The organism is Actinocorallia aurea, from assembly GCF_054783995.1.
This window is the reverse complement of the sequence record NZ_BAAGPQ010000023.1, coordinates 37,724-63,261: the sequence shown is the minus strand read 5'-3', so window position 1 is coordinate 63,261 and position 25,538 is coordinate 37,724. Positions and strand designations below refer to the sequence as shown.

The following is a 25,538-nucleotide window of genomic DNA, read 5'->3' as shown; positions in this document are numbered from 1 at the left end:
CGGTAGGGGACGCGTCGAACCGGTCGCCTGGACATCGGCTCGTCTTGGACATCGTCCCGAATGATCATTCTGCAACGCGCCGCCGACGACGCGATCAGAAGTCGCCGCCACCGCCGCCGAAATCGCCGCCGCCGCCGAACCCGCCGCCACCGCCGAACCCGCCGAAGTCGCCGCCGCCGAAGTCGCCTCCGCCCCCGCTGCCCCAATCGCCGCCGTCGTGGCCGTAGCCGCCGCCGAACCCGCCGCCCCACATGGAGCCGATGGCGGTGCCGATGAGGATGCTGTTGAGCATGCCGAGCCCGCCGTACCCGGCGTAGTAGCCGCCCGCGTAAGGCGCCCACTGGGGGCCCGCCTCCCAGTACGGGCGGCGCTGGCCGGCGACCTCGACCATGCGCGCCTCGGGATCGTCGCCGCGCTCCACGCGCTCGGCGTCGGCCGCGCACGCGGGGACCTCCCGGGGCTGCCCGCCCAGAGGCGCCCACATGACGTCCCGGACGGACGGGCCGTGCTGGGGGTTGAAGAAGCAGGGCGCGCGGCGCTCGGGGACGGGCTCCCCGTTCAGGCGGGCGCGCACGGCCGTCATGGAGTAGCGGCCGTCTTCCAGGGCTTCGGTGACCCGCTGCATGTCGGCCGGCCTCGCGGCGGTCTCCACGGCGGACTTGGCGCGGTCGTAGGCGTCCAGGGCATGGGTGTAGTCCGTCTTGGCCTCCCCCGAGACCTTCGGATCGGACAGATCGAGGTCGAGGCCCGCGATGTCCTCGCCGAGGCGGGTCACGTCCTCGTCCACGCCGTTCTTCAGCTCGGCCATCTGCCGCGCGTCCTCGATCCGCCTGCGCTTGCGGGAGGCGCGCACGAAGAAGAGCCCGCCGACGCCGAGCACGACGATCAGCCCGAGGAACGCGTAGGTGGCGACGCTGCTCGTGGTCGACGGCCTGCTGCCGGTCGCGACGTCCACGTCGTTCACGAAGGCGACGAGGCCGGCCGCCGGGTCGCCGCGGTGCTCGCTCGCGGCCTGGGAGGCAAGGGTGGCGGCCTGTCCGCGGCGCAGCCCTGTCTGGCCGAGGGATCCCGCGGTGAAGTGCCGCCCGGACAGCAGCGCGTACACGCCGGTGCTGCCCACGGCGTTGGCGGCCGCCGAGAGGTACTGGTTGCTCTCCTGCGCCGTCCCGAGATCCTTGGTGACCATCATGTAGACCGGCGAGGACGCGTCGCGCACCGCGGCCTTCACCCGGGCGACCCCCGCGGCGTCCAGGGAGGTCTGGTCGGGGGCGGCGTAGAAGCGGTCGGCGCGCAGCGCGGAGATCACCTCGGGGGACGGGGTCTCCGCCGGCACCGTCTCGGTCCGCACGGTCTCCGTCCGCACCGTCTCCGTCCGCGCGGCCGTCTCCCGTGAGGACGGGCCCGCGAGGGCGCCCGCCGACCCGATGCCGCCTGCCACGAGCAGGACGAACACCAGGATCAGCAGTCGCAGTGATCTCATGCCTCCATCCTGCTGGAACCCCTTCCACCTGCTGGCAAAGTCGCTGTTAAGCCTCAGCACCGCCCTTTCCTCTACTGTGGCCTGCGCCACTTCTGGGGTAATTTCGTATTCCAAGTATGTTTAGAGGACAATGCCGGACATGACGGAGACCTATGCGGTGATCGGAGCCGGGCCGTCCGGGCTCGCCGCGGCGCGCGCCCTCCAGCGGCACGGCCTCCCCTGGTCGGGCTACGAGCTCGCCGGGGACGTCGGCGGCCTCTGGAACGTCGACGGCCCGCGCAGCACCGTGTACGAGTCGGCCCACCTGATCTCGTCCAAGACCACGACCCAGTTCGCCGAGTTCCCCATGCCGGACTCCGCGCCCGACTACCCGGGGCACCGAGAGCTCCTGAGTTACTTTCGCGCCTACGCCTCGGAGTACGGCCTTCGCGAGGGGTTCTCCTTCCACAGCGAAGTCGTGAAAGCCGAACCCGTCAACGGCGGTGGCTGGGACGTCACCGTCAACACGCCCGAAGGCACCGTCACCAGGCGGCACGCGGGCGTAGTCCTCGCCAACGGGACGCTCAGCGAGCCCAACCTCCCGGAGTTCCCTGGCGCGTTCGACGGCGAGCTCATCCACACCAGCGCTTACAAGCGCGCGGAGCAGCTCGCAGGCAGGCGGGTGCTCATCATCGGGGCGGGGAACTCCGGCTGCGACATCGCCGTCGACGCCGTACACCACGCCGCCTCCGTCGACATCAGCGTCCGGCGCGGCTACCACTTCGTCCCGAAATACGTGCTGGGCAAGCCCGCCGACACCCTCAACCAAGGCAAGCCGCTGCCCCCGCGCCTCAAGCAGGCCATCGACGGGCGGCTGCTCAAACTGTTCACCGGCGACCCCGTCCGGTTCGGGTTCCCCGCGCCCGACCACCGCATCTACGAGTCGCACCCGATCGTCAACTCGCTGATCCTGCACCACCTCGGCCACGGCGACCTGTCCGTCCGGCCCGACATCGCCAGGTTCGACGGCGGCGCCGTCGAGTTCCGCGACGGGAGCCGCACCGACTACGACCTCGTCATCCTCGCCACCGGCTACCGGCTGCACTACCCGTTCCTCGACCCGGCCCTGCTGGGCTGGACCGGCGCCGCCCCCGACCTGCACCTCAACATCTTCAGCGACAAAGCCCCCGGACTGTTCGTCCTCGGCATGATCGAGGCGTCGGGGATCGGCTGGCAGGGCCGCGCGGAGCAGGCCGACCTCGTCGCCGCCTACCTCAGGGCGCAGACCGACGCGCCCGAGCGGGCCGCCGCGTTCGCCGCGAAGATCAGCGGCCCCCGGCCCGACCTCAGCGGCGGCTACAAGTACCTCGGCCTCGACCGGATGGCCTACTACGTCAACAAGGACGCCTACCGCGGCGCCGTCCGCGCCGCCGCCGCCGAACTGAAGGGGCGCCGCTGATGGACGTCGACTCGATCAGCATCGCCTTCAGCGAGGGCTCCCTCACCACGCTCAAGATCGTCGTCGGCGCGATCCTCTTCGGCATCGCCCTCGACACCAGACCCGCCGACTTCGCCGCCGCGGCCCGCAGGCCCGGGGCCATCGCCGTCGGCGTCCTCGCCCAGTTCCTGCTGCTGCCCGCCGTCACCTTCCTGCTGACGCTCGCCCTCGACCTGCGCGGCTCAGTCGCCCTAGGGCTGATCCTCGTAGCCTGCTGTCCGCCTGGGAACGTCTCCAACATCCTCACCCACAGGGCCGGAGGCGACGTCGCCCTGTCGGTGTCGATGACCGCCGTGAGCAACGTCCTCGCCATCGTCCTGATGCCTCTGAACGTCGCCTTCTGGGGTGGCCTGCACCCGACCGGCAAGGAACTGCTCACCGAGATCGACGTGTCCGCGCTCGACATGCTCGGCGAGATCGCCCTCGTCATCGCGCTGCCGTTCGCCGCGGGCATCACCATCGCGCACTTCCTCCCGCGCTTCGCCGCGGGCGCCCACAAGGTCGTCGGCCCGTTGTCGTTCCTCGGGCTCGGCGCCGTCATCGCGGTCGGCCTCGCCAAGAACTGGGACGTCTTCACCGAGCACATCGGCACGGTGCTCGTCGCGGTCTTCCTGCACGACGCGCTCGCCCTCGCCCTCGGCTACGGGATCGGCCGCCTCGCCCGGCTGCCGGAAGGCGGCACGAAGGCGATGTCGTTCGAGGTCGGCATCCGCAACGCGGGCCTCGGCCTGCTCCTGGTCTTCACCTACTTCGGCGGGCTCGGCGGGATGGCCCTGGCCGCCGCCTGGTGGGGGATCTGGGACATCATCGCGGGCCTCGCGCTCGCCCAGTTCTGGCGGACCCGCCGCACCGCCGCCGCACCCCGCCTGGAGGAAGCGTGAAGATCCTCGTCACCGGAGCCCTCGGGTTCCTCGGCTCGTCCGTCGTGCGGGGGCTCGCCGCCTCCGGCCACGAGGTCATCGGGACCGACCTGCGCGTCCCGGACGCCTCCGGGGCGGCGGTTCCCGGGCTGAGCCACACCGTCATGGACGTGACGGACGCGGCCGCCGTCGACCGCGTCATCGGCGAGGCCGCCCCCGAGGTGGTGGTGCACCTTGCGTCGATCGTCACGCCCGGCAAGGACTCCTCGCGCGAACTGGAGTACAGGGTCGACGTCGAAGGGTCCCGGCACGTCCTGGACGCCTGCCTGACGCACAAGGTCCGCCGCGTCGTCGTCTCCTCCAGCGGCGCCGCCTACGGCTACCACCCCGACAACCCGGAGTGGATCACCGAGGACCAGCCCGTCCGTGGCAACCCCGAGTTCGCCTACAGCCACCACAAGGCCCTCGTCGAAGGCATGCTCGCCGACCTCCGCGCGAGCCACCCCGCGTTGGAGCAGGTGGTCCTGCGCATCGGCACCATCCTCGGCGACCGCGTGAACAACCAGATCACCGCCCTCTTCGACCGCCCCCGCCTCCTCAAGATCCGCGGCTCGGCCTCCCCCTTCGTCTTCATCTGGGACACCGACGTCGTCGCCATCATCGAACGCGCCGCGACGTCCGCCCCCGCCGGCACCTACAACGTCGCCGGAGACGGCACCCTGACCATCGACGAGATCGCCGCCGCGCTGGGCAAGAAGACGCTCTCCATCCCCGAACCCGTGCTCCGCCTGGCCCTGGCCGTCGCCAAGCCCCTGGGTCTGGTCCCCTACGGCCCGGAACAGACCCGCTTCCTCCAGTACCGCCCGGTGCTCGACAACGCCCGCCTCAGAACCGTCTTCGGCTACACCCCCGCCAAGACCTCCGCCGAGGCCTTCGAGTCCTGGCGCACCCGCACCGCTCGGCCGTGAACGGCGGCCTGAGGATCAGCTGTCCGGTCCGCTGATCCGGCCCGGGAACGCGAAGGGCGGCCCGTATGCGAGCGGGCCGCCCTTGTCACGTCGTGCGAGGGGTCAGTCCTTGATCTCGCAGATGGGGGCTCCGGCGGTGACGGTCTGGCCGACCTCGGAGGTGAGGCCGGTGATGGTGCCGGCCTTGTGGGCGGTGAGGGGCTGCTCCATCTTCATGGCCTCCAGGACGACGACGGTCTCGCCCTCGGCGACGGTCGCGCCGTCCTCGACGAGGATCTTGACGATCGTGCCCTGCATGGGGGAGACGAGGGAGTCGCCGGAGGCGGCCTTGGCGGCGCCCTTCTTGGCGGAGCGCTTCGGGGCGGCCTTGCCGGAGGCGGCCGGGGCCGCGCCCGCGCCGAGACCCGCCGGGAGGACGACCTCAAGGCGCTTGCCGCCGACCTCGACGACGACCTTCTGCCGCTCCTCGGGCTCCTCGCCCGCGGCCTGGTCGCCGCCGTAGGGGGAGATCGTGTTGTCGTACTCGGTCTCGATCCACCGGGTGTGCACGGAGAACGGCGCGCTCGTGTAGGCGGGCTGGGTGAGGATGTCCCGGTGGAACGGGATCACCGTCGGCATGCCGTCGATGGAGAACTCCGCGAGCGCCCGGCGGCCCCGCTCGATCGCCTGCTCGCGCGACGCGCCGGTGACGATCAGCTTCGCGACGAGCGAGTCGAACGACTGCGGGACGGTCTGGCCCGAGACGTAGCCGGAGTCGAGGCGGACGCCCGGCCCGGTCGGGATCTCCATGCCGGAGATGGTGCCCGGAGCGGGGAGGAAGCCGCGCCCGGCGTCCTCGGCGTTGATCCGGAACTCGATCGAGTGGCCGCGGATCTCCGGGTCGCCGTAGCCGAGCTCCTCGCCGTCGGCGATGCGGAACATCTCACGGACGAGGTCGATGCCGGTGACCTCCTCGCTGACCGGGTGCTCGACCTGGAGGCGGGTGTTCACCTCGAGGAAGGAGATGGTGCCGTCCTGGCCGACGAGGAACTCGCAGGTGCCCGCGCCGACGTACCCGGCCTCCTTCAGGATCGCCTTGGAGGAGGAGTACAGCAGCTCCATCTGGGCGTCGCTGAGGAACGGCGCGGGGGCCTCCTCGACGAGCTTCTGGTGGCGGCGCTGCAGCGAGCAGTCGCGGGTGGAGACGACGACGACGTTCCCGTGCTTGTCGGCGAGGCACTGGGTCTCGACGTGGCGAGGCTTGTCGAGGTAGCGCTCGACGAAGCACTCGCCGCGGCCGAACGCGCCGACGGCCTCGCGGACCGCCGACTCGTACAGCTCGGGGACCTCTTCGAGGGTGCGGGCGACCTTCAGGCCGCGCCCGCCGCCGCCGAACGCCGCCTTGATCGCGATGGGGAGGCCGTGCTCCTTGGCGAACTCGACGACCTCTTCGGCGCCCGAGACGGGGTCGGCGGTGCCCGCGACGAGCGGCGCGCCGACCTTCTGGGCGATGTGCCGGGCCTGGACCTTGTCGCCGAGCGAGGTGATCGCGGCCGGCGGCGGGCCGATCCAGACGAGCCCGGCGTCGGTGACGGCCTGGGCGAAATCGGCGTTCTCGGAGAGGAAGCCGTAGCCCGGATGGACCGCGTCGGCGCCCGAGTCTGAGGCGATCTTGAGCAGCTTCTCGACATTCAGGTACGACTCGGCGGCGGTCTGGCCGCCCAGCGCGTACGCCTCGTCGGCTACGCGCACGTGCAGCGCGTCGAGGTCCTGCTCGCTGTAGACCGCGACGCTGCCGAGCCCCGCGTCCCGGCAGGCACGCGCGACCCGCACCGCGATCTCGCCCCGGTTGGCGATGAGAACTTTCCGCAACGTACGACTCCGTCCGTGAGAACCGTCTGAGGGATCACCCCTGACCTGACCCGTTCCCCGCGAGTTTAGAGAACCGGCTTTTCGGCGTCGTAATCGCCTCCTTATTTCAGGGCGAACCACCCGTGACGTTGCGAAACCTGAACGGTTGGCCGCATGCGGCCACCCGGTTCGGGGCCCGTTGAGACCCGGGTGATGTGAGCTTTGGAAGGTACGTCTGGAAACCCCGGCGATCGGAAGGATCAGACCATGGGAGCAGACCGTCGCGGCGGGAACATGGCCCAGATGGAGGAGCTGGCCCGCCTGTTCTCCCGGCACTCCAAGAACCTTGACGCGCTCATCAGCGACCTGAACGGCAGGACCGTCGGGTCGAACGAGATCTGGTGGGGCCCGCGCGCCGACAGGTTCCGGGCGGCCTGGGCCGAGGCCAAGTCCGCCTTCGACAAGATGTCGGTGGCCCTGGAGGAGGGCGCGACCGACGTCCGCCAGTCCATCCAGAACATCGAGGCCGCCACCCGCTAGGGAGGCACCTGAAGGCCGCCGCCCCCCGCGGCGGCCTTCTTTGGTCTCCTGCTCCCTGAGCGGTCCTCAGTCGGGTCGGAAGGGGGTCGACCGAAGCGGCCTGGCGCGTCGGCCCGCGAGGGGCTCTAGTCGTCGGAAGGGGTCGGGGGGAGGGCGGTCTGGATGGGGGTGGGGGTCCCTGCTCGGATGAGGAGGCCTCGGCCGGTGGGGCCGGTGTAGGTGGCGTTGCGGGGAAGGCGGAGGCCGAAGAGTTCGCCGTCGTCCGGGGAGGAGATCCCCAGGAGGAGGCCGGTGCGGTTCTTGCGGGCGTCGGCGAGGAAGCCCCGGTAGCCGCGGTTGAGGTCCTCGGTGTTGCCGGCGATGACGACGGCGTGCTCGCCGTCGCGGGCGGCGCGCAGGACGGCGCCGACCGCGTCGCCCAGGTCGGTGTTGTCGATGAGTTCGGCGTCGTCGACGAGGAGCGCGAACCTGTGCTCGGGGGCGGCGAGCTCTTCCAGTTCCTCCCGGTCGGCCGTGGCGTCCAGGACGCCCAGCACGCCGGGCACGTCCTTCAGGGCGCGCAGGGGCGAGCGGCGGGGCGTGAGGATGAGCAGGGGGATGCCCTTGGCCAGGAGGGTCCGCCCGATCGTCTCCAGCGCGCTTGAGCGGCCCGAGCGGGTCGGTCCGGCGACGACGAAGGTGGGGCCCTCCTCCAGGAGGTCCACGCCGAGGGGGCCGAGGGTGTCGCCGCCCGCGCCGACCAGGCACCACAGCGGCCCGGAAGGCGGCCCGGACGGGTCAAGGGCCAGGGCCTCCTCGGCGGTGATCCGGCCGGGCAGCTCGTCGACCCGCAGCGGGCCGGGCGCGACCCTGCCGTACCGGTCCCGCGCCGCCTCGGCGATCGTCTGGAGGGCCGCGACCTGGGCCGTCCCGGAGGGGTCCTGGCCGAGCAGTCCGATCTGCGCCTCGACGGCGGGCCCGTTCGGCACGGGCCGCAGCACCCGTCCCGGCGGCATGTGGGCGGGGATCTTGCTCTCCGGGACGCCCGCGTACCCGTAGTCGGCAGGGTCGCCCATGCGCAGCACGAGCCGCCGGTCGAAGACCGTCGCGGCGGGCCCGAGCAGCCCCGACCGGTCGCCCGCGACGACGGCGCGCAGCCCCACCGCGGCCCCTTCGGACAGCAGTTGCAGCAGCGCGTTCACCAGGCGGCCGTAGTCGTAGTGCTCGAACGCGGCGGTGTAGCCCTCCCAGCGGTCGAGCAGCAGCACCATCCACGGCAGCCGGTCGCCGGCCGAGACCGTCGCGCGCTGTTCGGCGAGGGTGGCGAACCCGGCAGCCGACAGCAGTCCCTGACGCCGCGACACCTCGGCGTTGAGCGCGTTCAGCAGCCGCTCCACCCGGTCGTAGGAGTCGCGGGTGACGACGGCCCCGCAGTGCGGCAGCGCGGCGAGCGGGGCGAGGCCGTTGCCGCCGCAGTCGATCGCGTACAGGTGCACGTCGTAGGGGGTGGTGGAGGCGGCGAGGGCCCCGGCGAGGGAGCGCAGCGCGGTGGTCCTGCCGGACTGGGACGCGCCCGCGAGGTAAAGGTGCCCGTCGGCCTCCAGGTCGAGGGCGAGCGGCTCGCGGGTCTGCGCGGCGGGCAGGTCGGCGACGCCGAACTCCAGCGGCGCGACCGCCGCGACCGAGCCGCCCGGCGCGGGCCGCGGCGACAGCACGACGGCCTCGGGCAGCGGGGTCAGCCACGGGCTCGGCTGCCGGGGGATGCCGGCCCGCCGCGCGGCCTCGGCGACCGCGGCGACCAGCGCGGAGAGGTCGGTGGCCTGCCCTTCCTGCTCCTCGGCGGCCTCCGGCAGCGGGTGCCCGAGCCGCGCCCAGTCGAGCTCCCGGGCCTCGGTGGGCCGGGCGGTCGAGCCGCGCCGCCCGCCGATCCGCGCCGACTGGACGGCCCACGGGCTCGCCGCGCCGGTCCGGACGAAGCAGCGGCCGGGCGCCGACTTGGGGATGCGGGCCGCGTCCGGCAGGTCGATGACGTCGGTGGAGTCGTCGGCGTCGGTGACGCGCAGGGCCACCCGCAGGTTCGTGTTGGCCCGGATGTCGGCGGTGACGACTCCGGCGGGCCGCTGGGTGGCGAGGATGAGGTGGACGCCGAGGGAGCGCCCGCGCCGCCCGATGTCGACGAGCCCGTCGACGAAGCCGGGCAGTTCGGCGGCCATCACCGCGAACTCGTCGATGACGAGGACGAGCCTGGCGAGCCCGAGGCCGCCTGCGGCATGGAAGTCCTCGATGTCCTTGGCGCCGGCGCGGGCGAGCACGTGTTCGCGGCGGCGCAGTTCGGCGGCGAGGGAGTCCAGCGCCCGCGCGGTGAGGTGGCCGTCGAGGTCGGTCACCATGCCGACGGTGTGCGGGAGGGCGGCGCAGTCCTTGAACGCGGCGCCGCCCTTGTAGTCGATGAGCACGAACGTCATCTCGTCGGGTCGGTTGCGCACGGCGAGGGCGGCGATGAGGGTCTGCAGGAGCTCGGACTTGCCCGCGCCGGTGGTGCCGGCGATGAGGCCGTGCGGCCCGTCGGCGGCGAGGTCGATCTCGAAGGGACCGCCGCCGGTGACGCCGATGGGGACGCGGGTGCCGGGTCCTTCGCGGTGCGCCCAGGAGTCGAGGACCTGCGCGGGCGACGGGTCGGGCATGCCGAGCAGGTCGAGCAGTTTCACCGAGGTGGGCACGGCGTCGGCGGAGTCCTCGCGGGAGACGTCCTTGACGGGGGCGAGCGCCCGCGCGAACCGCTCGGCCCAGCCGGGGGCGACCCGGTCGGCGAGGACGGGCCCGAGGTCTTCCAGGCCGCCGCCGCGCAGCCGGACGCGGTCGCCGTCCCAGGCCGCGGCGACGGTGCACTCCTCGGGCAGGAGCCGGTCCTCGTCGTCGAGGCAGAGGGCGTAGATGCCCGCCTCCGCGCCGTGCGCGAGGACCTGCGGCATGCCGGGGACGCGGCGCAGAGCGCGGGCGCCGTCGAGGACGAGCAGGACGGCGGGCGCGGGCGGCCCTTCCGGGGCGGCTCCGAAGACGGGCTGGCGGGCCCGCTTGCGTTCGGTGATCTTGACGGCGAGTTCGGTGACCCGGGCGGCGACGCTCACCGGGTCGTCGCCGACGAGCGCGAGGCACTCCTCGCCTTCGCGGGGGGCGCAGTGCGGGAGCCACCGGGTCCAGTTCCAGTGCGTGCCGCCGGTGCCGCCGCGGGTGAGGCCGTCGGCGCTGAGCACGACGATGGCGAGGTCGCGCGGGCTGTGCAGGGCGGCGGCCTGGGCGACGAGCCAGCGGGCGAGGCCGCGGGAGTGCTCGCGCGGCCCGGTGACGCCGATGACGCCGTGTTCGGCGAACGGGAGCGCGACGGGCACGTGCCGGGCCAGCGGAAGGCCGGTGAGATCGGCCCGGTCGAGGGCCTCGCGGACGTCGTCCTCGCTGCCGCCGAGGTCGACGCGGGCGGGCAGGTCGGCGAGGCCGAGGCGCAGGCGCAGCGCGTCGGGGTCGGTGAGGCGGCGCTCCCACAGCCGTTTGCGCGGTCCGGTGGCGGTGAGCAGGATCTCGGCGGGGTCCGGCGACGCGGCCCGACGCTCCAGCTCGTCCCTTCTGCGCAGTTTCTCAAGATCGCGGGCGAAGTACGCTGACTTCACCTGATATTCCTTGTATGCCTTTTTGTACGACTTCCTACCGTAAAGCCGGTCGCCGATCCATTCGCCGACGAGCATCAGCGGCCAGGCGAGCGCGAACAGCGCCCAGTACCACTGCTGGAGCGCATAGGCCATGACCAGGCCGAACACCGAGAAGAGCAGCGCGCCGAAGAGGCGCAGCCGCTCCTTTCCCTGCTTCTCCGGAAGGTGCGGAGCCTTAAGGCGCAGCCTTTCCTTGGCCGGTTCGATCCGCGGCGGACGGTTGAAGGCGAGGCCCTGTGGAAGGGCCTCCAAATGGGTGTCCGGCGCCTCGGAGCGGGCCAGTGTGAGCACCCCGGGGCCGACCGCGAGGACGCCGCCCTCGGGCCACTCGCGCTCGGCGTCCAACGGCTCCCCGTCGAGGGTCGCCGGGGCCTCCGCGCGCACCCGGACGTCGGTGCGCCCGACGGTGACGAACACCCCCGGATACGGTCGCGCCGCCCCCGGACCGAGCCGGTGCACCCCGCCCGCGTCCCGTCCGCCGACGACCCTGACCTCCACCGTCCCCAGCGGCTCGGACCGCATCGTGGCCGGGACCATCCGCCCGTCCAGGGTGACGAGCGAACCGTCGGGGAGTTCCCGGGCGGCGGGCGCCGAGGGGTCGAGCATCCTGCCGTCGGCGTAGAAGGGCTGCTGGAGCGGGACGACGTTCGGGGCCGGGGAGCCGCCGCGCTCCAGCCCGGACAGGGCCCGCGCCACCGCCGACACCGGCATGTCCGCGTCGCCGCTCACCAGGACGTCGCGCGATCCGTTCGCGTCCAGGGCCGTCAGGGAGATCCGCACGGACGACAGGGTGGCACACGGGCGGGGCGCCCGGCAGGCCGCGGGGCGGGAAACCCCCGGCGACCCCGAGAAAACGGACGCCGCGTGCCGCATATGATCATTAGCACGATGATCAGCACTCATGACGAATCTGTCGTCAACGGGATGTCAGGGCCATTGATGCCGTAAGTATTATCCACGGCGATCGGCGTTTCGGGGGTGCCGAAGGGGGTACGGCCTGCGTCCGATAGGTGCTGAACTCTGTAATTTTCTCACGCCCGGTCACGAGACTGCGTCACCTACTCGAATCCATTGACGTGACCTTGTCAAGGCAGACAGCATGGTCGCTCCGGCCGCAATCGGAAGTTCGGATACCTCCCCGGAGTCATCACCACGATGAGGACCAGTCAGCAGAGTTCGCCGTCGAACGCCACGGCCGCAGGACCCCAGCACGGGCTCGGCTCGGGTCTGGGCGGCTCGGCGGGGCGAAGGCTCCCGGTGCCGCCGCGCGAGCGCAAGCCCGCGCTCGCCGCGCTCGCCGTCCTGCTCATCCTGGGCGGCGCGCTCGTCAGCGCCTACCTGGTGGTGCAGAGCGGGCAGCGCGTCTCGGCGATCGCCGTCGACAAGCCCGTCGCCGCGGGCCAGCTCATCCCCGAGGACGCGCTGAAGTCCGTCGCCGTCAGCGACACCGGCCTGTCCTTCATCAAGTGGAGCGAGCGCATGAAGGTCGCGGGCACCTACGCCGCCGTGCCGCTCGTGCCCGGCACTCTGCTCAACAACCAGATGATCACCCAGGATGCCGACGCCGCCAAGGGCCGCCTCTTCGTGGGTCTCGCGCTCAAACCGAACCAGTACCCCGCCGAGGGCATCTCCCCCGGCGACACGCTGGCGCTGTACACCATGGGCGGCACCGAGAAGTCGCCCAAGGCCGTCGTCCTCACGCCCGACGCCGAGGTCAGGGACGTCGGCTCGGCCGGCGAGGGCCGCGCCGGCTCGGGTGAACTGCTCGTCTCCATCGCGGTCCAGCCCGACCAGGCGCAGGCGATCGCGCTCGCCTCGGCCGCCGGGTCCATCGCGGTCGCGATCGTGCCGCCCGGCACCACGGCGCCGACCGCCCCGACGACTCCCGCGGCGCCCACGAAGCCGCCGAACAAGAACCAGAACCCGAACGGCGGCGGGTGACCGTGGCGCTGATCGCTCTTGCCGCGGACAAGGGGGCACCCGGCGTCACCACGGCGGCGGTGGCCCTCGGCGCGGTGTGGCCGCGGCCCGTCCTGGTCGCCGAGTGCGATCCGGCCGGCGGCGACCTCGTCTACCGGCTGCCCGGCGAGCACGGGATGCTCGACCCCGCGCGCGGGATGCTGTCGCTGGCCACCGCCGCCCGGCGCGGCCTGCGCCCCGACCAGATCGCCCCGCACACCCAGCGGCTGTCCGGCGGCCTCGACGTCCTGGTCGGGGTGTCCAACGCCGAGCAGGCCGCGGGCCTCACCTGGCTGTGGAGCCCGCTCGGCAGGTCCTTCGCGGTGCTGCCCGGCGTCGACGTCCTCGCCGACTGCGGCAGGCTCGCCGCGGGCGGCCCGCTCATCGAGCTGCTGCGCGAGGCGGACCTCACCATCCTGTTCACGCACGCGACGATGGAGCACGTCGCGCACCTGCGCGAGCGGATCGGCCAGCTCGCCGCCGACCTGCCCCGCCAGGGCGGCCGCATCGGCGTCGTCGTGGTGGCCGACCCGCGCGGCTACCGGTCCGCGATCTCGGAGGTGGAGCGGGTGCTGGCCGCGTCGCGGCTGCCCGCGACCGTCGTCGGCGGCCTCGCCTACGATCCCAAGGGCGCGCAGATGCTCCGCGGCCAGTGGGGCGGCAGGCTCGACAAGTCCCTGCTCATCCGCTCCGCGCGTGAGCTGGCCGGCAACCTCGTCGCCCGTCCCGTGCTGGAGCGCGCCGCCACCGAACCCCCGCCGCCGACGGTCACCGCGGCCCCGCCGCCGGAACCGGCGGCCGAACGGGGAAGGGGGCGCTAGATGGACCACGTCCTCGTCAAGCGCCTCCGCCAGGAGGTCGGCGACAGGCTCGCCCAGCAGCGCAGGCTCGACGCCGCCTCCGGCCTCATCCCCATGTCGGCCGAGGACGAGCGGCAGTTCGCCCGCGCCCTCATCGCGCAGGTCCTCGAAGAGCACGCCAGGTCCGAGATCGGCATCGGCCGCCGCCCGCCGAGCCCGGACGAGGAGGAGGACTACGCGGCGGGCATCCACGCCGCCCTGTTCGGCGTCGGCCGGCTCCAGCCGCTGCTGGAGGACGCCGACATCGAGAACATCGACGTCAACGGCTGCGACCGGGTGTTCCTGTCGTACTCCGACGGCCGCGAGGTGATGGGCGAGCCCGTCGCCGACTCCGACGACGAACTCGTCGAGCTGATCCAGATCCTCGCCGCCTACTCGGGCCTGCAGTCCCGCCCGTTCGACTCGGCGAACCCGCAGCTCGACCTGCGGTTGCCGGACGGCTCGCGGCTCTCGGCCGTCATGGACGTCACCCAGCGGCCCGCGCTGTCGATCCGGCGCGCCCGCCTCGGCAAGGTGCTGCTCACCGACCTCGTCGGCAACGGCACCGTCCCGGCCGACGTGGGGCGCTTCTTCCAGGCCGCGGTCGCCGCCCGCAAGAACATCATGATCTCCGGGGCGACCAACGCGGGCAAGACCACGCTGCTGCGCGCGATCGCCAACGAGATCGCCCCGCACGAGCGCCTCATCACGGTGGAGCGCGCGCTGGAGCTCGGCCTCGAGCAGTTCCCCGAACTGCATCCGAACGTCGTGGCCTTCGAGCAGCGGCTGCCGAACTCCGAAGGGCAGGGTGCGATCTCCATGGCGGAGCTCGTGCGCCGCTCGCTGCGCATGAACCCCTCGCGCGTGATCGTCGGCGAGGTCCTCGGCGACGAGATCGTCACCATGCTCAACGCGATGACCCAGGGCAACGACGGCTCCCTGTCGACGATCCACGCGAACTCCTCGATGGAGGTGTTCAACCGCATCTCCACCTACGCGATCCAGTCGGAGGAGCGGCTGCCCATCGAGGCGACCCACATGCTCATCGCGGGCGCCATCGACTTCGTCGTCTTCATCGACAAGCGCAACGACTACCACCGCGGCGGACGGCTGCGCCGGTTCGTCTCCAGCGTCCGGGAGGTCACGGGCTGCGACGGCAGGGTCCTGTCGTCGGAGATCTTCGCCCCCGGAACGGACGGCATGGCCCGCCAGCACGCGCCGATCGCCTGCGCGGACGAGCTCGCCGAGTTCGGCTACGACCAGCGGACGGGGGCCTGGCGGTGATCCTCGGCATCGACGTCCTGTACGCGCTGTTCACCGGCGGGCTGGCCTGCGGCGGCCTGTGCCTGCTGGTGATGGCGGTGCGCGGCACCCCCGTGAAACCCGGCAAGGCGGCGCGCAAGCGCTCGCGCGAGGACCTGCTGAAGGCGCTCGGCACCCGGACGGGCATCGCGATCATCGCCGGGTTCGGCGCGCTCGTCCTCACCCGCTGGGTGGTCGTCGCCGTCGGCATCGGCCTCCTCGTCCTCGGCTGGGACGCCGTCGCGGGCGGCGCCGCCGAGGAGCGCAAGTCCATGGCCCGGCTCGAAGGGCTCGCGAACTGGGCCGAGTCCCTGCGCGACACGATCGCCGGGGCCGTCGGGCTGGAGCAGGCGATCCCGTCGTCGGTGCGGGCCGCCTCGCCCGCGCTCCAGCCGTCGCTGCGCGCCCTCGTCGACCGGATGCACACCCGCGTGCCGCTGCCCGAGGCGCTGCGCCGCTTCGCCGACGACCTCGACGACTCCTCGGCCGACCTCATCATCGCCGCGCTCATCCTGAACGCCCGCCTGCGCGGGCCCGGCCTGCGCGAGATGCTCGGCGCGCTCGCCGCGTCGGCCCGCACCGAACTGGAGATGCGCCGCCGCGTCAACGCCTACCGCGCGATGACCCGGCGCAGCGTCCAGATCGTCGTCGGGTTCTCGGTGGGGTTCGCGCTGCTCGTCTCGGTGTTCAACCCGAGCTACGTCGAGCCCTACAACACGCTGACGGGGCAGCTCGTGCTCGCGTTCGTCGTCGGGCTGTACACGCTCGGGTTCTTCTGGCTGCGCAGGCTCGCCAAGTTCCAGGCGCCCGACCGGCTGCTCGGCTCGGGTGAGGCGGAGCAGGCCGAGACGGGCCGGCCGCTGCGCGGGCGCGCGGCCATGGACGCGGGGGTGGGCCGATGACCGGGGCGCTGCTGGCCGGGGCGCTGGTCGGCGGGGGCCTGTTCCTGCTGCTGCGGGCGATGTTCCCGGCCCGGCGCGGACTGCGGTCCCTGCTGGCCGAGTACGACCAGGTGACCAAGCGCGGCGGCGCGGCCGCCGCGCCCAAGTCGCCCGACGCGCCCCGTCCGTCGCTCACCGAACGGCTGCAGGGCGAGGTCGGCGCCTCCCTGGCCAAGATCATCGACGACCGGGGCTGGGAGCTGCGCTCGACCCGCGCGGACCTGGCGATCCTGAACCGGGACTACCAGACCTACCTCGCGAGCAAGGTCCTGGCCCCGGCCGTCGCGCTGGCGTTCACCCCGCTGTTCGTCGCGTTGTTCTCCCTCACCGGGATCAGCCTGATGATCCCGGTCTGGGGCGGCCTGCTGTTCGCGCTCGCCGCGTTCTTCTTCCCCGACCTCCAGCTCCGCCAGGAGGCCGCGACGGCCCGGGAGGACTTCCGGCACGTCGTCGGCGCGTTCCTCGACCTGGTGTCCATGAACCTCGCCGGCGGACGCGGTGTGCCCGAGGCGCTGATGACCGCGTCGCAGGTCGGTGGGGGCGCGCCCATGCTCGCGATCCGCGAGGCCCTGGCCAACGCCAGGATCGTCGGGCACACTCCGTGGCAGGCGCTCGGCACGCTCGGCGAGCGGATCGCGGTCGCCGAACTCGCCGACCTGGCCGCGGCCCTCGCCCTCGTCGCCGACGACGGTGCGAAGATCCGCCAGTCGCTGTCGGCACGGGCGGCCTCGATGCGCGGTCGGGAGATCTCCGCGCTGGAGGGCCGGGCGGGCCAGAATTCGCAGACCATGCTCATCGCCCAGCTGTCGTTCTGCCTGGGCTTCCTCGTGTTCCTTCTGTATCCCTCGGCCATGCAGGTCATCTCTTTCTAGGAGCGCACAGATGAACCACTTCGAAACCCCCCAGGTCGCTTATCTGCGTACCGACCTCGCCGTGCGCATGGACCGCCTCCGCGACAAGAAGGTGCGCAGCGCCGGAGCCTCGGCCATCGAGTGGGCCATCATCACCGGCCTGCTCGCCGCGATCGCGATCGCCATCGGCATCACGATCCGCACCGCGATCGAGAACGCCGCGGCCAACATCCCCGCCGGGGGCTGACGGGTGCGCGGGAACCGCCTGCGGGAACGCTCCCCGCGCGAGGGATCCGCGCGGAAAAGAAGCGCCAAGGGTGCGACGGCCCTGGAGTGGGCGCTGCTCACGCCGGTGCTCATCCTCGTGATCCTCATCAGCATCCAGTTCGCCATGGTCTACCACGCCAACCACATCGCGCTGTCGGCCGCGCAGGCGGGCTCGCGCGCCGCCCGGGTGATGGGGCCGGACGGCGACTGGCAGGGCGTCGGCGCGGCCGCGGCGACGAACTCGGTGAACCAGCTCGGTCCGAACGTCCTCAACGGGGTCACCGTGACGCCGCTGGGAGATGGGGACTACGACCGCGGCTTCCAGGTGACGGGCACCGCGGTGCAGATCGTGCCGGGGATGACGTTCACGGTCACCAAGCAGGCCGTGGGCGCCGTCGAGTGCTTCCGGCCGGACGTGGGCGAGGCGCAGGTGTGCGAATGAGACGGCGACGCGAACGCGGCAGCATGTCGCTGGAACTCGTGCTGCTGACGCCGGTGCTGATCGTCCTGTTCCTCTTCCTGGTGCTCGTGGGTCGGCTCGTCAACGTGCAGAGCCAGCTCGACGGCGCGGCGCGCGACGGAGCGCGTGCCGCGTCCGTCGCGCGCAACGTCGGGGACGCCCAGGCGTTCGCCGTCCAGGCGGTCAACGACTCCATCGCCGGGACCAGTTTCTGCGCGGGAGGGGCCGCGCAGACCGAGGTGGACACCGCCCTGTTCGCGCCGGGCGGCTCGGTGACCGTCACCGTCACCTGCACCACCGATCTCACCGGGCTCGCGCTGGTCCCGTTCGCGGGCGACCCGGTGCGGACCGGCACGGCGTCGGCTCCCGTCGACACCTACCGGCGGATGGACTGCGGCGGGGAACCGTGCGCGGTGGAGGAATGAGCGAAGGTGTCTGCCATGAAGCGCTGTGAAGGACGCCGCGCGGCTCTGTCGCGCGGTCGGCGGGACCGGGGCACGTTCAGCATGTTCACCGTGCTGTTCACACCGTCGGTCATCCTCTTCGCGGGCCTGCTGCTGGACGGCGGCATGGCGATCCACGCCCGCGAGCGGGCCCTGGACATCGCCGAGCAGGCGGCCCGCGCGGGCGCCGACGAGATCGACGTCGAGACCTTGCGCGAGACTGGTGAGATAGTGCTGGACGCCGGTGCGGCCGGGCAGACCGCGACGGCGTTCGGCGGGCGCTTTCCGGGCGACTACACGGTGGCCTGCGACGCGAACGAGCAGGAGGTCACCTGCGATGTGGCCACCGTGGTGGACCCGGTGTTCCTCGGCCTGGTGCGCCCGGGCGGCTTTGACATCGACGTGACCGCGACGGCGCATCCGGAGGACGGGGCTTAGCAGTGGTAGGAAGACGGCAACCGGCGAAGGCCCGGCGGAGCGCGGGCGATGTGCTGGTCGGACTGCTGTCGCTGGTGGTGCTCGGGGCGCTCGTGGCGGGTGTTCCCTATGCGCTGGTGACGTTCGTGGGTGCGCCGCTGAAGGGTCCGCTGGACCTCACGCTGCTCACCCAGCAACTCGACGTCGACACCGTGCTCGGGTTCGTCACGGTGTTCGTCTGGCTCGCCTGGTTCCAGCTCGTGGTGTGCCTTCTGGTGGAGCTCCAGGCGGGGCTGCGCGGGGTGGGGGTGCCCGCGCGGGTGCCGCTGGCCGGGCCGACCCAGGCCGTGGTGCACAAGCTCGTCGTGGCGGTGCTGCTGCTGTTCACCGCGACGACGGCGATCATGCCGGCGTTCACCGCGGTCCAGACGGAGCCGCACCGGCCCCCGGTCGCCGCGGCCCCGTCCGTGCGCGAGGCCCCGGTCGGCGCCGACGGGGTGCGGCTGATGGCCGCGCAGTCGCCCGACGAGGCGGACGGCACCACCACCAAGATCTACAAGGTGCAGCCGCCGCACGGCCGCCACCACGAGAGCCTGTGGGAGATCGCCGAGAAGTGCCTGGGCGACGGCCGCCGCTACAAGGAGATCTTCGAGCTGAACAAGGGCCACATCCAGCCCGACGGCTCGAAGCTGCGCGAGGCCAGCCTGATCCGGCCCGGCTGGGTGATGGAGATGCCCGCCGACGCCCGCGACACGCTGATCATCCCCAAGACCGAGCTGCGCGACTACTTCCAGCACGGCCACGCCGTCCCCGACCAGGGCTCCCCGGCGCGCCCGGACAAGCCCTCGGTCGCCCCGCAGCAGCAGACCCCGCAGCAGCAGGCCCCGCAGCAGGCGCCGGAGCCCAAGGTCCCGCATCAGCAGAGCCCCCACCAGCAGGCCCCGCATCAGCAGAGTCCCCAGCAGCAGAGTCCCCAGCAGCAGAGCCCCCAGCAGGAGGCGCCGGCCCGGCCGGAGGAGGCGGGCACCGTGCACGGGGAGCCCGGCACGCCCGTCGAGTCGCCGCCCGCGCGGACGGCCGAGGCGCCGTTCCCGTGGCCGGAGGCACTGGCCGGCACGTCGCTGCTGGCGGCCGGGGTGCTGACCGCGCTCGGCCGCAGGCGGCGGGCGCAGGTCCTCGCCCGGGAGTCGGGCAAGGCGATCGTGCGGCCGGAGGGCGCGGAGGCCCGCGTCGAGCAGGCGCTGCGCCTGGGCGCCGACACCGAGGGCATCCGGGTCCTCGACCTCGGGCTGCGCACGCTCTCCCGGGCGCTCGCCGCGCAGGGCCGCTCGCTGCCGACGGTCTACGGGCTGCACCTGGGCGCGGAGTCGATGGACCTGTGGATCGCGCCCGCCGACCCGAACCCGCCCGAGCCGTGGACGGCGCACGACGGCGGCCAGGTGTGGCGGCTGCACACCGCGCGGCTCACCGCGCTGTCGGTCAAGGACCTCGCCGACGTGCTCGCGCCCTACCCCGGCATGATCTCGCTCGGTGTCGGCAGGAACGGCAGGGTGCTGGCCGACCTGGAGGCCGCGAACGGCGTCATCGCCCTCGACGGCCCGCCCGAGCAGCGCAAGGCGGCGCTCGCGGCGATCGCGGTGGAACTGGCCACGAGCACCTGGGCCGACCACATGCGGCTGACCCTCGTCGGGTTCGGCCCGGAGCTCGCCGAGCTCGCGCCCGACCGGATCCGGTGCGTCACGACACTGGCCGAGGCGCTGCCGGAGCTGGAGTCGCAGACCGCCGAGGTGCGCCGGGCGCTGGCGGCGTCCGGGACCGACTCGGTGCTCACCGGCCGCTGCCGCGGCGTGTCGGGCGAGGCGTGGATGCCGCACTACCTGGTGATGGCCGACCAGCCGTCGAAGGCCGACGCCGCCAGGCTGACCGGGCTCGCCCGCACCGCGCAGCGCCTGTCGGCGGGCTACGTCGTCGCGGGCCATGTCGAGGGCGCGACCTGGAGCTGGACGATCGACGAGGAGGGCACGCTCGACGCGGGCGTCCTCGGCTTCCAGGTGGAGGCGCAGCGCATTCCCGAGGCCCAGTACAAGGCGGTCGCCTCGCTCATGCGCACCGCGGGCCGCAAGGACGGCGTCAGCCTCCCGGACCTGACGGTCGAGCACCCGCCCGCGTCCGAGCCGACCGCGGAGATCCGGTTCCTCGGCGGGATCGGGGTGCGCGCCCCTGGCCCGATGCAGGACACCCGACGCGACATCTGCACCGAGGTGCTCGTCTACCTCGCCGCCCATCCCGGCGGCGTCCACCCGACGGTCCTGAGCGGCGCGGTCTGGCCGCGCGGGGTGACCGCCGGGGTCCGGGACGCGACCGTGGCGATGGCCGCGGACTGGCTGGGCCGCGACTCGCGGGGCCGCGCCAACCTCTACACCGACGAGCGGGGAAGGCTCCGGCTCGGCTCGGAGGTCGCGGTGGACCTCCAGCAGTTCCAGTACCTGCTGTGGCGTTCGGCGGCCGAGCCCGCGGCGGAGGCCGCCTACCTGTCGCACGCGCTCGAACTCATCAGGGGGCGGCTGCTCGCGCCGCGTCCGCGCGGCCGCTACTCGTGGCTGGCGGCCGACCCGCTGGAGTACGAGACGACCGCGCGCGTCGTGGACGCCGCGCACCGCCTCGCCGAGATCCGCATGGCCGAGCGGGACCCGCACGCCGCGGTCGGCGCGGCCCGCGCGGGCATGCGCTTCGCCCCCGACGACGAGCTCCTCTGGCGCGACCTCCTGCGCGCGACCGAGGCCACCGGCGATCCGGCCGCCCTGCGCGCCGCCCTCAACGAGATCCGCGGCCGCTCCGACCTCGACCAGCTCCACCCCGAGACCGAGGCCCTCATCGACGAGCTCTCCCCCCGGCTCCACGCCCGCGGCGCCTGACCTCCTGACCTCGGGAGGGGTCAGCGAAGCTGGGCGCCGACGCTGTAGCGGCCGGGTTGGGGGTAGAGGGTGAGCCCGGTGTTGGCGACGGGAGCGGTGCGGGGGTGGGCGCCCAGGCGGGTGAGGCCGCCGGGGGCGCGCAGCCAGAGGGTCCGGCCGTCGGAGGAGACCGCGCAGAGGGTGGTCCGGGCCGGGACGGCGACGCGGCGCTCAAGGGTGCCCGCGGGGCCGACGGCGGTGACGCCGCCGGGGCCCGCCGCGTAGACGACCCGGGCCGACCTGCCCGGCACGAGGCTGGTGACGCCGTGGTCGAGCCGAAGGCGCGAGGTCTCCCGGAGGGCCCTGGCGTCCAGCACGAGCAGGCCGGAGGGCGACGCGCCGTAGAACCGGGCCCCGTCGGGGGAGAGCAGCAGCCGGGTGGGCGCGTCCGAGAGGTCGGACGTGCCGGACATGCCGGTCCGCCAGTCGATGAAGAGCAGGGTGGCGCCGCACGCGGTGACCAGGCGCTCCCCGCTCGCGGTGAAGTCGGCGGCGGCGGTCGGCACGCACGGCATCCGCAGCGCCCGGCGCAGTGCCATCGTGGCCGGGTCGCGGAACTCCAGCCGCCTGCCGGTGAGCAGCAGCGCGGTGCTGCCGTCGGGTGTGAAGACGAGGTCGCGGGCGTCGTCGAGGGGCCGGACGGGGCCGGCCCGCAGCGTGCGCGGGTCCAGCCGCACCAGCGCGTGCGGCCCGAACGCCCACAGCGTCCGCAGATCCCAGGACGGGACGATCCGGACGACGGGCGCGGCGAGCCTGATCCGGCGCACCCGGGCGAGGTCGCGCTGCGCCAGCACGGTGACCGTCCGCCCGTAGGGCAGGAACAGCCGGGCGGGCAGCGATCCGAGGGCCCCGGTCGTCTTGCCGGGACGGGTGGCCGCGTACACGTCGGCGGGCTCGGATCCCTTCACCCCGGCTCCCTTCACCCCGGATACGGGCGGCCCGCCGGGCAGGTAGGGCGCGGCGGCGCCGAGGACGACGAACGCGCCGCCCGGCCGTCCGGCGGGGGCGAGCGGCACCGCGCCGCAGCCGCTCAGCGCGGTCGCGGTGAGCGCGAGGGCCGCCGCCTGGTGAAAGCGCACCGGCCGAGGCTATCGCCGCGGTCACCGCCCGTGTTCGCGGCTTTGCGCTCCCATGGGACGCTCAAGGCCCGTCAGGAGTCCGAGGTTCCCACACCGATGCCGAACTCGCGGTAGATGCGCTCCCAGAAGCCGTCGCGGAGCCAGGTCCGCGCCTCCTGGTAGGGCCGCAGCGACCTGCCGAGGATCTTCTCGGCGTCGATGAGCAGCTCCTTGTCGATGACGGGCGGCAGGATCGGGCCGGGCAGCAGGTCGCGGATGTTGTCGCGGCCCCGCTCGAACACCCACTTCTGCGCGACGTGCTCGCCCACTTCGAGCATGGCCCCCCGGTCGGGGCCGAGCTTGCTCTCCGCCGGCCTGCTCTCCAGCGCCCTGCTCTCCAGCGGTTTGGCCTCGAACTTGCCCTCGAGCTTTCCCTCCAGGGGGCGCCCGGCCGAGCCGACGGCCGCGGCGGCGGTGGACGGCAGCGGCGGCCGCACGGGCGGCGGCGGCGCGACCTTGCCCGCGAACACCTGCGACGGCGACGGCACCGCGGGCCGGCTGGTGGACGCGGCGACGGCGGGCGCGGCGGCCTCCCCGCCGGGGATGACGCCGGCGCGCGCGAAGTAGGGCCGCACGAAGTCGGCGGGCAGCACCTCGACGGTGTCGGACTCCCAGACGAGCCATTCGGCCTGGTTGGAACCGTGGGTGGGCTCCACGCCCCACAGGTGGACGCGAACCCCGTAGCTCTGCGCGGCCTCGACGGCAGGGAGCATGTCCTCGTCCCCGGCGAGCAGGACGGCGTCGGTGATGGCCCGGTGCCGGGCGAGGGATTCGAGGTCGGCGCGCAGTTGGGCGTCGACGCCCTTCTGCTGGCCCTGGGCGTTGAGGTTGCCCAGCCGCAGTTTCACCAGCGGGAGGTTGGCGATGACGCGCTGCTCGACCGTCGGCTGCTTGCGGGGGGCGGCGTCGAACCAGTAGAGCCGCAGCAGTTCGCCGTTGATGCGTTCGTCGGCGTGCGCGGTGAGCGCCTTGATGAGCTTTTCCGCGAAGACCCGGTACTCGCGCCGGGAGGAGGCCTCAAGAAGAAGCGCCCCAGAAGCAGCGTAAAGATAACCCGCATCGACAAAAACGGCATAGCGGGCAGGTTGCGGGAGAAACTCGGAGGCAGCCATGGGAACCCCACCTTAAAGGCACGGAGCCTTTCCGAGGAGCGACTTGCCACCGCCTTTTCGAGTGCGGGCACGGCGGAACCGCAGCCGGGTCCTGCGCGGACCCCGCCCGCGTTCGGTCGGCCGGCGGGGGCGCCCGCACCCTGAGGGGCGGGCCCCCGCGAAGGCTCAGCGCGGCAGCGCGCTCGCCCGCCACGCGCCGGGGCCGGGCCGGACCGGCCCGCGGACCAGGCGCGCCCGGTCCGTCCACACCGACGCGCGCCGCGCGGGCGCCGCGGCGGGGGCCGCCGACCGGGCGGAGACGACCGCGATCAGCGCGGCCACCTCCTCCGGAGTGGCGTCGCCCTTGATGACCTGAAGAAACGGTCGTTCACTCATGAATCGTCCCTTGCGTTCCTCAGGCTGCCGTTACAGCGGGATGTTGCCGTGCTTCTTCGGCGGCAGCGTCTTGCGCTTCTCGCGCAGCGCGCGCAGCGCCTTGATGACGTGGATGCGCGTCTCGGACGGCTTGATGACCGCGTCCACATAACCGCGCTCGGCGGCGATGTAGGGGTTGGCCAGCGTGTCCTCGTACTCGGTGACCAGTTCGGCGCGGCGGCCGTCGGGGTCGTCGGCGGCGGCGAGTTCGCGGCGGTAGAGGATGTTCACCGCGCCCTGCGCGCCCATGACCGCGATCTGCGCGGTCGGCCACGCCAGGTTCACGTCCGCGCCCAGGTGCTTGGAGCCCATGACGTCGTAGGCGCCGCCGTAGGCCTTGCGGGTGATGACCGTGATCAGCGGGACCGTGGCCTCGGCGTAGGCGTACAGCAGCTTCGCGCCGCGGCGGATGATGCCGTTGTATTCCTGGTCGGTGCCGGGCAGGAAGCCGGGCACGTCCACGAAGGTCAGGACGGGCACGTTGAAGGCGTCGCAGGTCCGGATGAACCGGGCGGCCTTCTCGGAGGCGTCGATGTCGAGGCAGCCGGCGAACTGCATCGGCTGGTTGGCCACGATGCCGACGCTGCGGCCGTCGACGCGGGCGTAGCCGACGACGATGTTCGGCGCGAACAGCGGCTGGACCTCAAGGAAGTCCCCATCGTCCACGACCGACTCGATGATCGTCTTCATGTCGTAGGGCTGGTTCGCCGAGTCCGGGATGATCGTGTCGAGCTCATCGACGGCGTCCAGCTCGGCCGCGGGCTCGAACTCCGGCGCCTCGGACATGTTGTTCGAGGGCAGGTAGGACAGCAGCGCCTTGACGTAGTCGATCGCGTCGGTCTCGTCGGAGGCCATGTAGTGCGACACGCCCGACTTGGCGTTGTGCGTGTGCGCGCCGCCCAGCTCCTCGAACGTCACCTCCTCGCCCGTGACCGTCTTGATGACGTCGGGGCCGGTGATGAACATGTGCGAGGTCTGGTCGACCATGACGACGAAGTCGGTGAGCGCGGGGGAGTACACGTGGCCGCCGGCCGTCGCGCCCATGATCAGCGAGATCTGCGGGATGACGCCGCTGGCGTGCACGTTCCGCTTGAAGATCTCGGCGTACAGGCCGAGCGCCACGACGCCCTCCTGGATGCGCGCGCCGCCGCCCTCGTTGATGCCGATGATCGGGCAGCCGGTGTTCAGCGCCATGTCGAGCATCTTGACGATCTTCTCGCCGTAGACCTCGCCCAGGGAGCCGCCGAAGGCCATGACGTCCTGGGAGAACACGCACACCTGACGGCCGTCGACCGTGCCGTAGCCGATGACCACGCCGTCGCTGTAGGGGCGCTTCTTCTCCAGCCCGAACATCGTCGAGCGGTGCCGCGCGAACTCGTCGAACTCCACGAAGGAGCCCTCGTCGAGCAGGGCGTCGATCCGCTCGCGGGCGGTCATCTTGCCCTTAGCGTGCTGCTTCTCCACCGCGGCGGCCGACCCGGCGTGCACGGCTTCGTACCGGCGTCGCTCAAGGTCGGCGATTTTTCCCGCCGTGGTGTGGATGTCGATCTTTTCGACCGGGGGTTCAACCGCTTCCATCGCCATGGGCGAAAGAGTAACCAGTCACTTGTCAAACCCGTTGCA

21 protein-coding genes are annotated in these 25,538 nt (G+C 72.7%); 14 read left to right on the top strand and 7 right to left on the bottom strand.

Translation table 11 applies throughout. The annotated features are described in order from the left end of the window. Positions 1 to 94 precede the first annotated feature (94 nt). The gene (locus ACYVOM_RS26550) at positions 95 to 1,480 is read right to left on the bottom strand and encodes a hypothetical protein (protein WP_460306229.1); all 1,386 of its coding nucleotides are present in this window, start codon (positions 1,478 to 1,480) and stop codon (positions 95 to 97) included. Positions 1,481 to 1,619: 139 nt separating this feature from the next. Between ACYVOM_RS26550 and ACYVOM_RS26545 the strand changes: the two genes are divergently transcribed. Genes ACYVOM_RS26545 through ACYVOM_RS26535 form a run of 3 tightly spaced genes read left to right on the top strand, consistent with a single transcriptional unit; the run spans position 1,620 to position 4,785 of the window. Further along, positions 1,620 to 2,918 carry a flavin-containing monooxygenase gene (locus ACYVOM_RS26545; protein WP_460306228.1) on the top strand — a complete coding sequence of 433 codons (1,299 nt, stop codon included), beginning with the start codon at positions 1,620 to 1,622 and terminating at the stop codon, positions 2,916 to 2,918. Beyond that, complete coding sequence (locus ACYVOM_RS26540) at positions 2,918 to 3,838, top strand: bile acid:sodium symporter family protein (RefSeq protein ID WP_460306227.1); 921 nt, start codon at positions 2,918 to 2,920, stop codon at positions 3,836 to 3,838. The genes ACYVOM_RS26545 and ACYVOM_RS26540 overlap by 1 nt, the downstream gene beginning before the upstream one ends. Beyond that, positions 3,835 to 4,785, top strand: coding sequence for an SDR family oxidoreductase (locus ACYVOM_RS26535; protein WP_460306226.1), 951 nt, complete (start codon positions 3,835 to 3,837; stop codon positions 4,783 to 4,785). Before ACYVOM_RS26540 ends, ACYVOM_RS26535 begins: the two co-directional genes overlap by 4 nt. A gap of 102 nt (positions 4,786 to 4,887) precedes the next feature. Here ACYVOM_RS26535 and ACYVOM_RS26530 read toward each other — a convergent pair whose 3' ends face one another. Next, positions 4,888 to 6,636, bottom strand: coding sequence for an acetyl/propionyl/methylcrotonyl-CoA carboxylase subunit alpha (locus ACYVOM_RS26530; RefSeq protein ID WP_460306225.1), 1,749 nt, complete (start codon positions 6,634 to 6,636; stop codon positions 4,888 to 4,890). Between the two features lie 246 nt (positions 6,637 to 6,882). Between ACYVOM_RS26530 and ACYVOM_RS26525 the strand changes: the two genes are divergently transcribed. Then, positions 6,883 to 7,155, top strand: coding sequence for a WXG100 family type VII secretion target (locus tag ACYVOM_RS26525; protein WP_460306224.1), 273 nt, complete (start codon positions 6,883 to 6,885; stop codon positions 7,153 to 7,155). A 125-nt stretch (positions 7,156 to 7,280) separates the two neighbouring features. On the opposite strand, the gene ACYVOM_RS26520 is transcribed toward ACYVOM_RS26525, so the two are convergent. Further along, entirely contained in the window at positions 7,281 to 11,618 is a 4,338-nt protein-coding gene (locus tag ACYVOM_RS26520; protein ID WP_460306223.1) for an FtsK/SpoIIIE domain-containing protein, read from the bottom strand. Positions 11,619 to 11,993: 375 nt separating this feature from the next. Here ACYVOM_RS26520 and ACYVOM_RS26515 point away from each other — a divergent pair, with 375 nt between their 5' ends. Genes ACYVOM_RS26515 through ACYVOM_RS26470 form a run of 10 tightly spaced genes read left to right on the top strand, consistent with a single transcriptional unit; the run spans position 11,994 to position 21,232 of the window. After that, entirely contained in the window at positions 11,994 to 12,779 is a 786-nt protein-coding gene (locus ACYVOM_RS26515; RefSeq protein ID WP_460306222.1) for a hypothetical protein, read from the top strand. A gap of 2 nt (positions 12,780 to 12,781) precedes the next feature. Further along, complete coding sequence (locus ACYVOM_RS26510) at positions 12,782 to 13,618, top strand: hypothetical protein (RefSeq protein ID WP_460306221.1); 837 nt, start codon at positions 12,782 to 12,784, stop codon at positions 13,616 to 13,618. Continuing rightward, complete coding sequence (locus ACYVOM_RS26505) at positions 13,619 to 14,920, top strand: CpaF family protein (RefSeq protein WP_460306220.1); 1,302 nt, start codon at positions 13,619 to 13,621, stop codon at positions 14,918 to 14,920. Then, positions 14,917 to 15,840 (top strand): type II secretion system F family protein, encoded by a 924-nt coding sequence (locus tag ACYVOM_RS26500; protein ID WP_460306219.1) that lies wholly within the window; start codon positions 14,917 to 14,919, stop codon positions 15,838 to 15,840. Before ACYVOM_RS26505 ends, ACYVOM_RS26500 begins: the two co-directional genes overlap by 4 nt. After that, positions 15,837 to 16,751 (top strand): type II secretion system F family protein, encoded by a 915-nt coding sequence (locus tag ACYVOM_RS26495; protein WP_460306218.1) that lies wholly within the window; start codon positions 15,837 to 15,839, stop codon positions 16,749 to 16,751. Before ACYVOM_RS26500 ends, ACYVOM_RS26495 begins: the two co-directional genes overlap by 4 nt. 10 nt (positions 16,752 to 16,761) lie before the next feature. Then, a complete protein-coding gene (locus ACYVOM_RS26490; RefSeq protein ID WP_460306217.1) occupies positions 16,762 to 16,977 on the top strand; it encodes a hypothetical protein in 216 nt (71 codons plus the stop codon). 3 nt (positions 16,978 to 16,980) lie between these two features. Then, on the top strand, positions 16,981 to 17,439 hold the full coding sequence (locus tag ACYVOM_RS26485) for a TadE/TadG family type IV pilus assembly protein (RefSeq protein WP_460306216.1): 459 nt from the start codon (positions 16,981 to 16,983) through the stop codon (positions 17,437 to 17,439). Further along, complete coding sequence (locus ACYVOM_RS26480) at positions 17,436 to 17,882, top strand: TadE/TadG family type IV pilus assembly protein (RefSeq protein WP_460306215.1); 447 nt, start codon at positions 17,436 to 17,438, stop codon at positions 17,880 to 17,882. Before ACYVOM_RS26485 ends, ACYVOM_RS26480 begins: the two co-directional genes overlap by 4 nt. Positions 17,883 to 17,897: 15 nt before the next feature. Then, positions 17,898 to 18,338 carry a TadE/TadG family type IV pilus assembly protein gene (locus tag ACYVOM_RS26475; RefSeq protein ID WP_460306214.1) on the top strand — a complete coding sequence of 147 codons (441 nt, stop codon included), beginning with the start codon at positions 17,898 to 17,900 and terminating at the stop codon, positions 18,336 to 18,338. A 50-nt stretch (positions 18,339 to 18,388) separates the two neighbouring features. Beyond that, positions 18,389 to 21,232, top strand: coding sequence for a hypothetical protein (locus tag ACYVOM_RS26470; protein ID WP_460306213.1), 2,844 nt, complete (start codon positions 18,389 to 18,391; stop codon positions 21,230 to 21,232). A gap of 20 nt (positions 21,233 to 21,252) precedes the next feature. Here ACYVOM_RS26470 and ACYVOM_RS26465 read toward each other — a convergent pair whose 3' ends face one another. The 4 genes from ACYVOM_RS26465 to ACYVOM_RS26450 form a co-directional block, all read right to left on the bottom strand. Further along, a complete protein-coding gene (locus tag ACYVOM_RS26465; RefSeq protein WP_460306212.1) occupies positions 21,253 to 22,350 on the bottom strand; it encodes a YncE family protein in 1,098 nt (365 codons plus the stop codon). Between the two features lie 71 nt (positions 22,351 to 22,421). Further along, positions 22,422 to 23,501, bottom strand: coding sequence for an NYN domain-containing protein (locus ACYVOM_RS26460; protein ID WP_460306211.1), 1,080 nt, complete (start codon positions 23,499 to 23,501; stop codon positions 22,422 to 22,424). 165 nt (positions 23,502 to 23,666) lie between these two features. Continuing rightward, complete coding sequence (locus ACYVOM_RS26455; RefSeq protein WP_460306210.1) at positions 23,667 to 23,876, bottom strand: acyl-CoA carboxylase subunit epsilon; 210 nt, start codon at positions 23,874 to 23,876, stop codon at positions 23,667 to 23,669. Between the two features lie 30 nt (positions 23,877 to 23,906). After that, positions 23,907 to 25,499 (bottom strand): acyl-CoA carboxylase subunit beta, encoded by a 1,593-nt coding sequence (locus ACYVOM_RS26450; RefSeq protein ID WP_460306209.1) that lies wholly within the window; start codon positions 25,497 to 25,499, stop codon positions 23,907 to 23,909. Positions 25,500 to 25,538 lie beyond the last annotated feature (39 nt).

Bases quoted from the DNA above. Each gene is read 5' to 3' on its own strand.
- ACYVOM_RS26540 (WP_460306227.1), top strand. From the start codon at position 2,918: ATGGACGTCGACTCGATCAGCATCGCCTTCAGCGAGGGCTCCCTCACC.
- ACYVOM_RS26525 (WP_460306224.1), top strand. From the start codon at position 6,883: ATGGGAGCAGACCGTCGCGGCGGGAACATGGCCCAGATGGAGGAGCTG.
- ACYVOM_RS26495 (WP_460306218.1), top strand. From the start codon at position 15,837: ATGACCGGGGCGCTGCTGGCCGGGGCGCTGGTCGGCGGGGGCCTGTTC.
- ACYVOM_RS26490 (WP_460306217.1), top strand. From the start codon at position 16,762: ATGAACCACTTCGAAACCCCCCAGGTCGCTTATCTGCGTACCGACCTC.
- ACYVOM_RS26505 (WP_460306220.1), top strand. From the start codon at position 13,619: ATGGACCACGTCCTCGTCAAGCGCCTCCGCCAGGAGGTCGGCGACAGG.
- ACYVOM_RS26450 (WP_460306209.1), bottom strand. From the start codon at position 25,499: ATGGCGATGGAAGCGGTTGAACCCCCGGTCGAAAAGATCGACATCCAC.
- ACYVOM_RS26455 (WP_460306210.1), bottom strand. From the start codon at position 23,876: ATGAGTGAACGACCGTTTCTTCAGGTCATCAAGGGCGACGCCACTCCG.
- ACYVOM_RS26550 (WP_460306229.1), bottom strand. From the start codon at position 1,480: ATGAGATCACTGCGACTGCTGATCCTGGTGTTCGTCCTGCTCGTGGCA.
- ACYVOM_RS26480 (WP_460306215.1), top strand. From the start codon at position 17,436: ATGAGACGGCGACGCGAACGCGGCAGCATGTCGCTGGAACTCGTGCTG.
- ACYVOM_RS26515 (WP_460306222.1), top strand. From the start codon at position 11,994: ATGAGGACCAGTCAGCAGAGTTCGCCGTCGAACGCCACGGCCGCAGGA.
- ACYVOM_RS26460 (WP_460306211.1), bottom strand. From the start codon at position 23,501: ATGGCTGCCTCCGAGTTTCTCCCGCAACCTGCCCGCTATGCCGTTTTT.
- ACYVOM_RS26475 (WP_460306214.1), top strand. From the start codon at position 17,898: ATGAAGCGCTGTGAAGGACGCCGCGCGGCTCTGTCGCGCGGTCGGCGG.
- ACYVOM_RS26545 (WP_460306228.1), top strand. From the start codon at position 1,620: ATGACGGAGACCTATGCGGTGATCGGAGCCGGGCCGTCCGGGCTCGCC.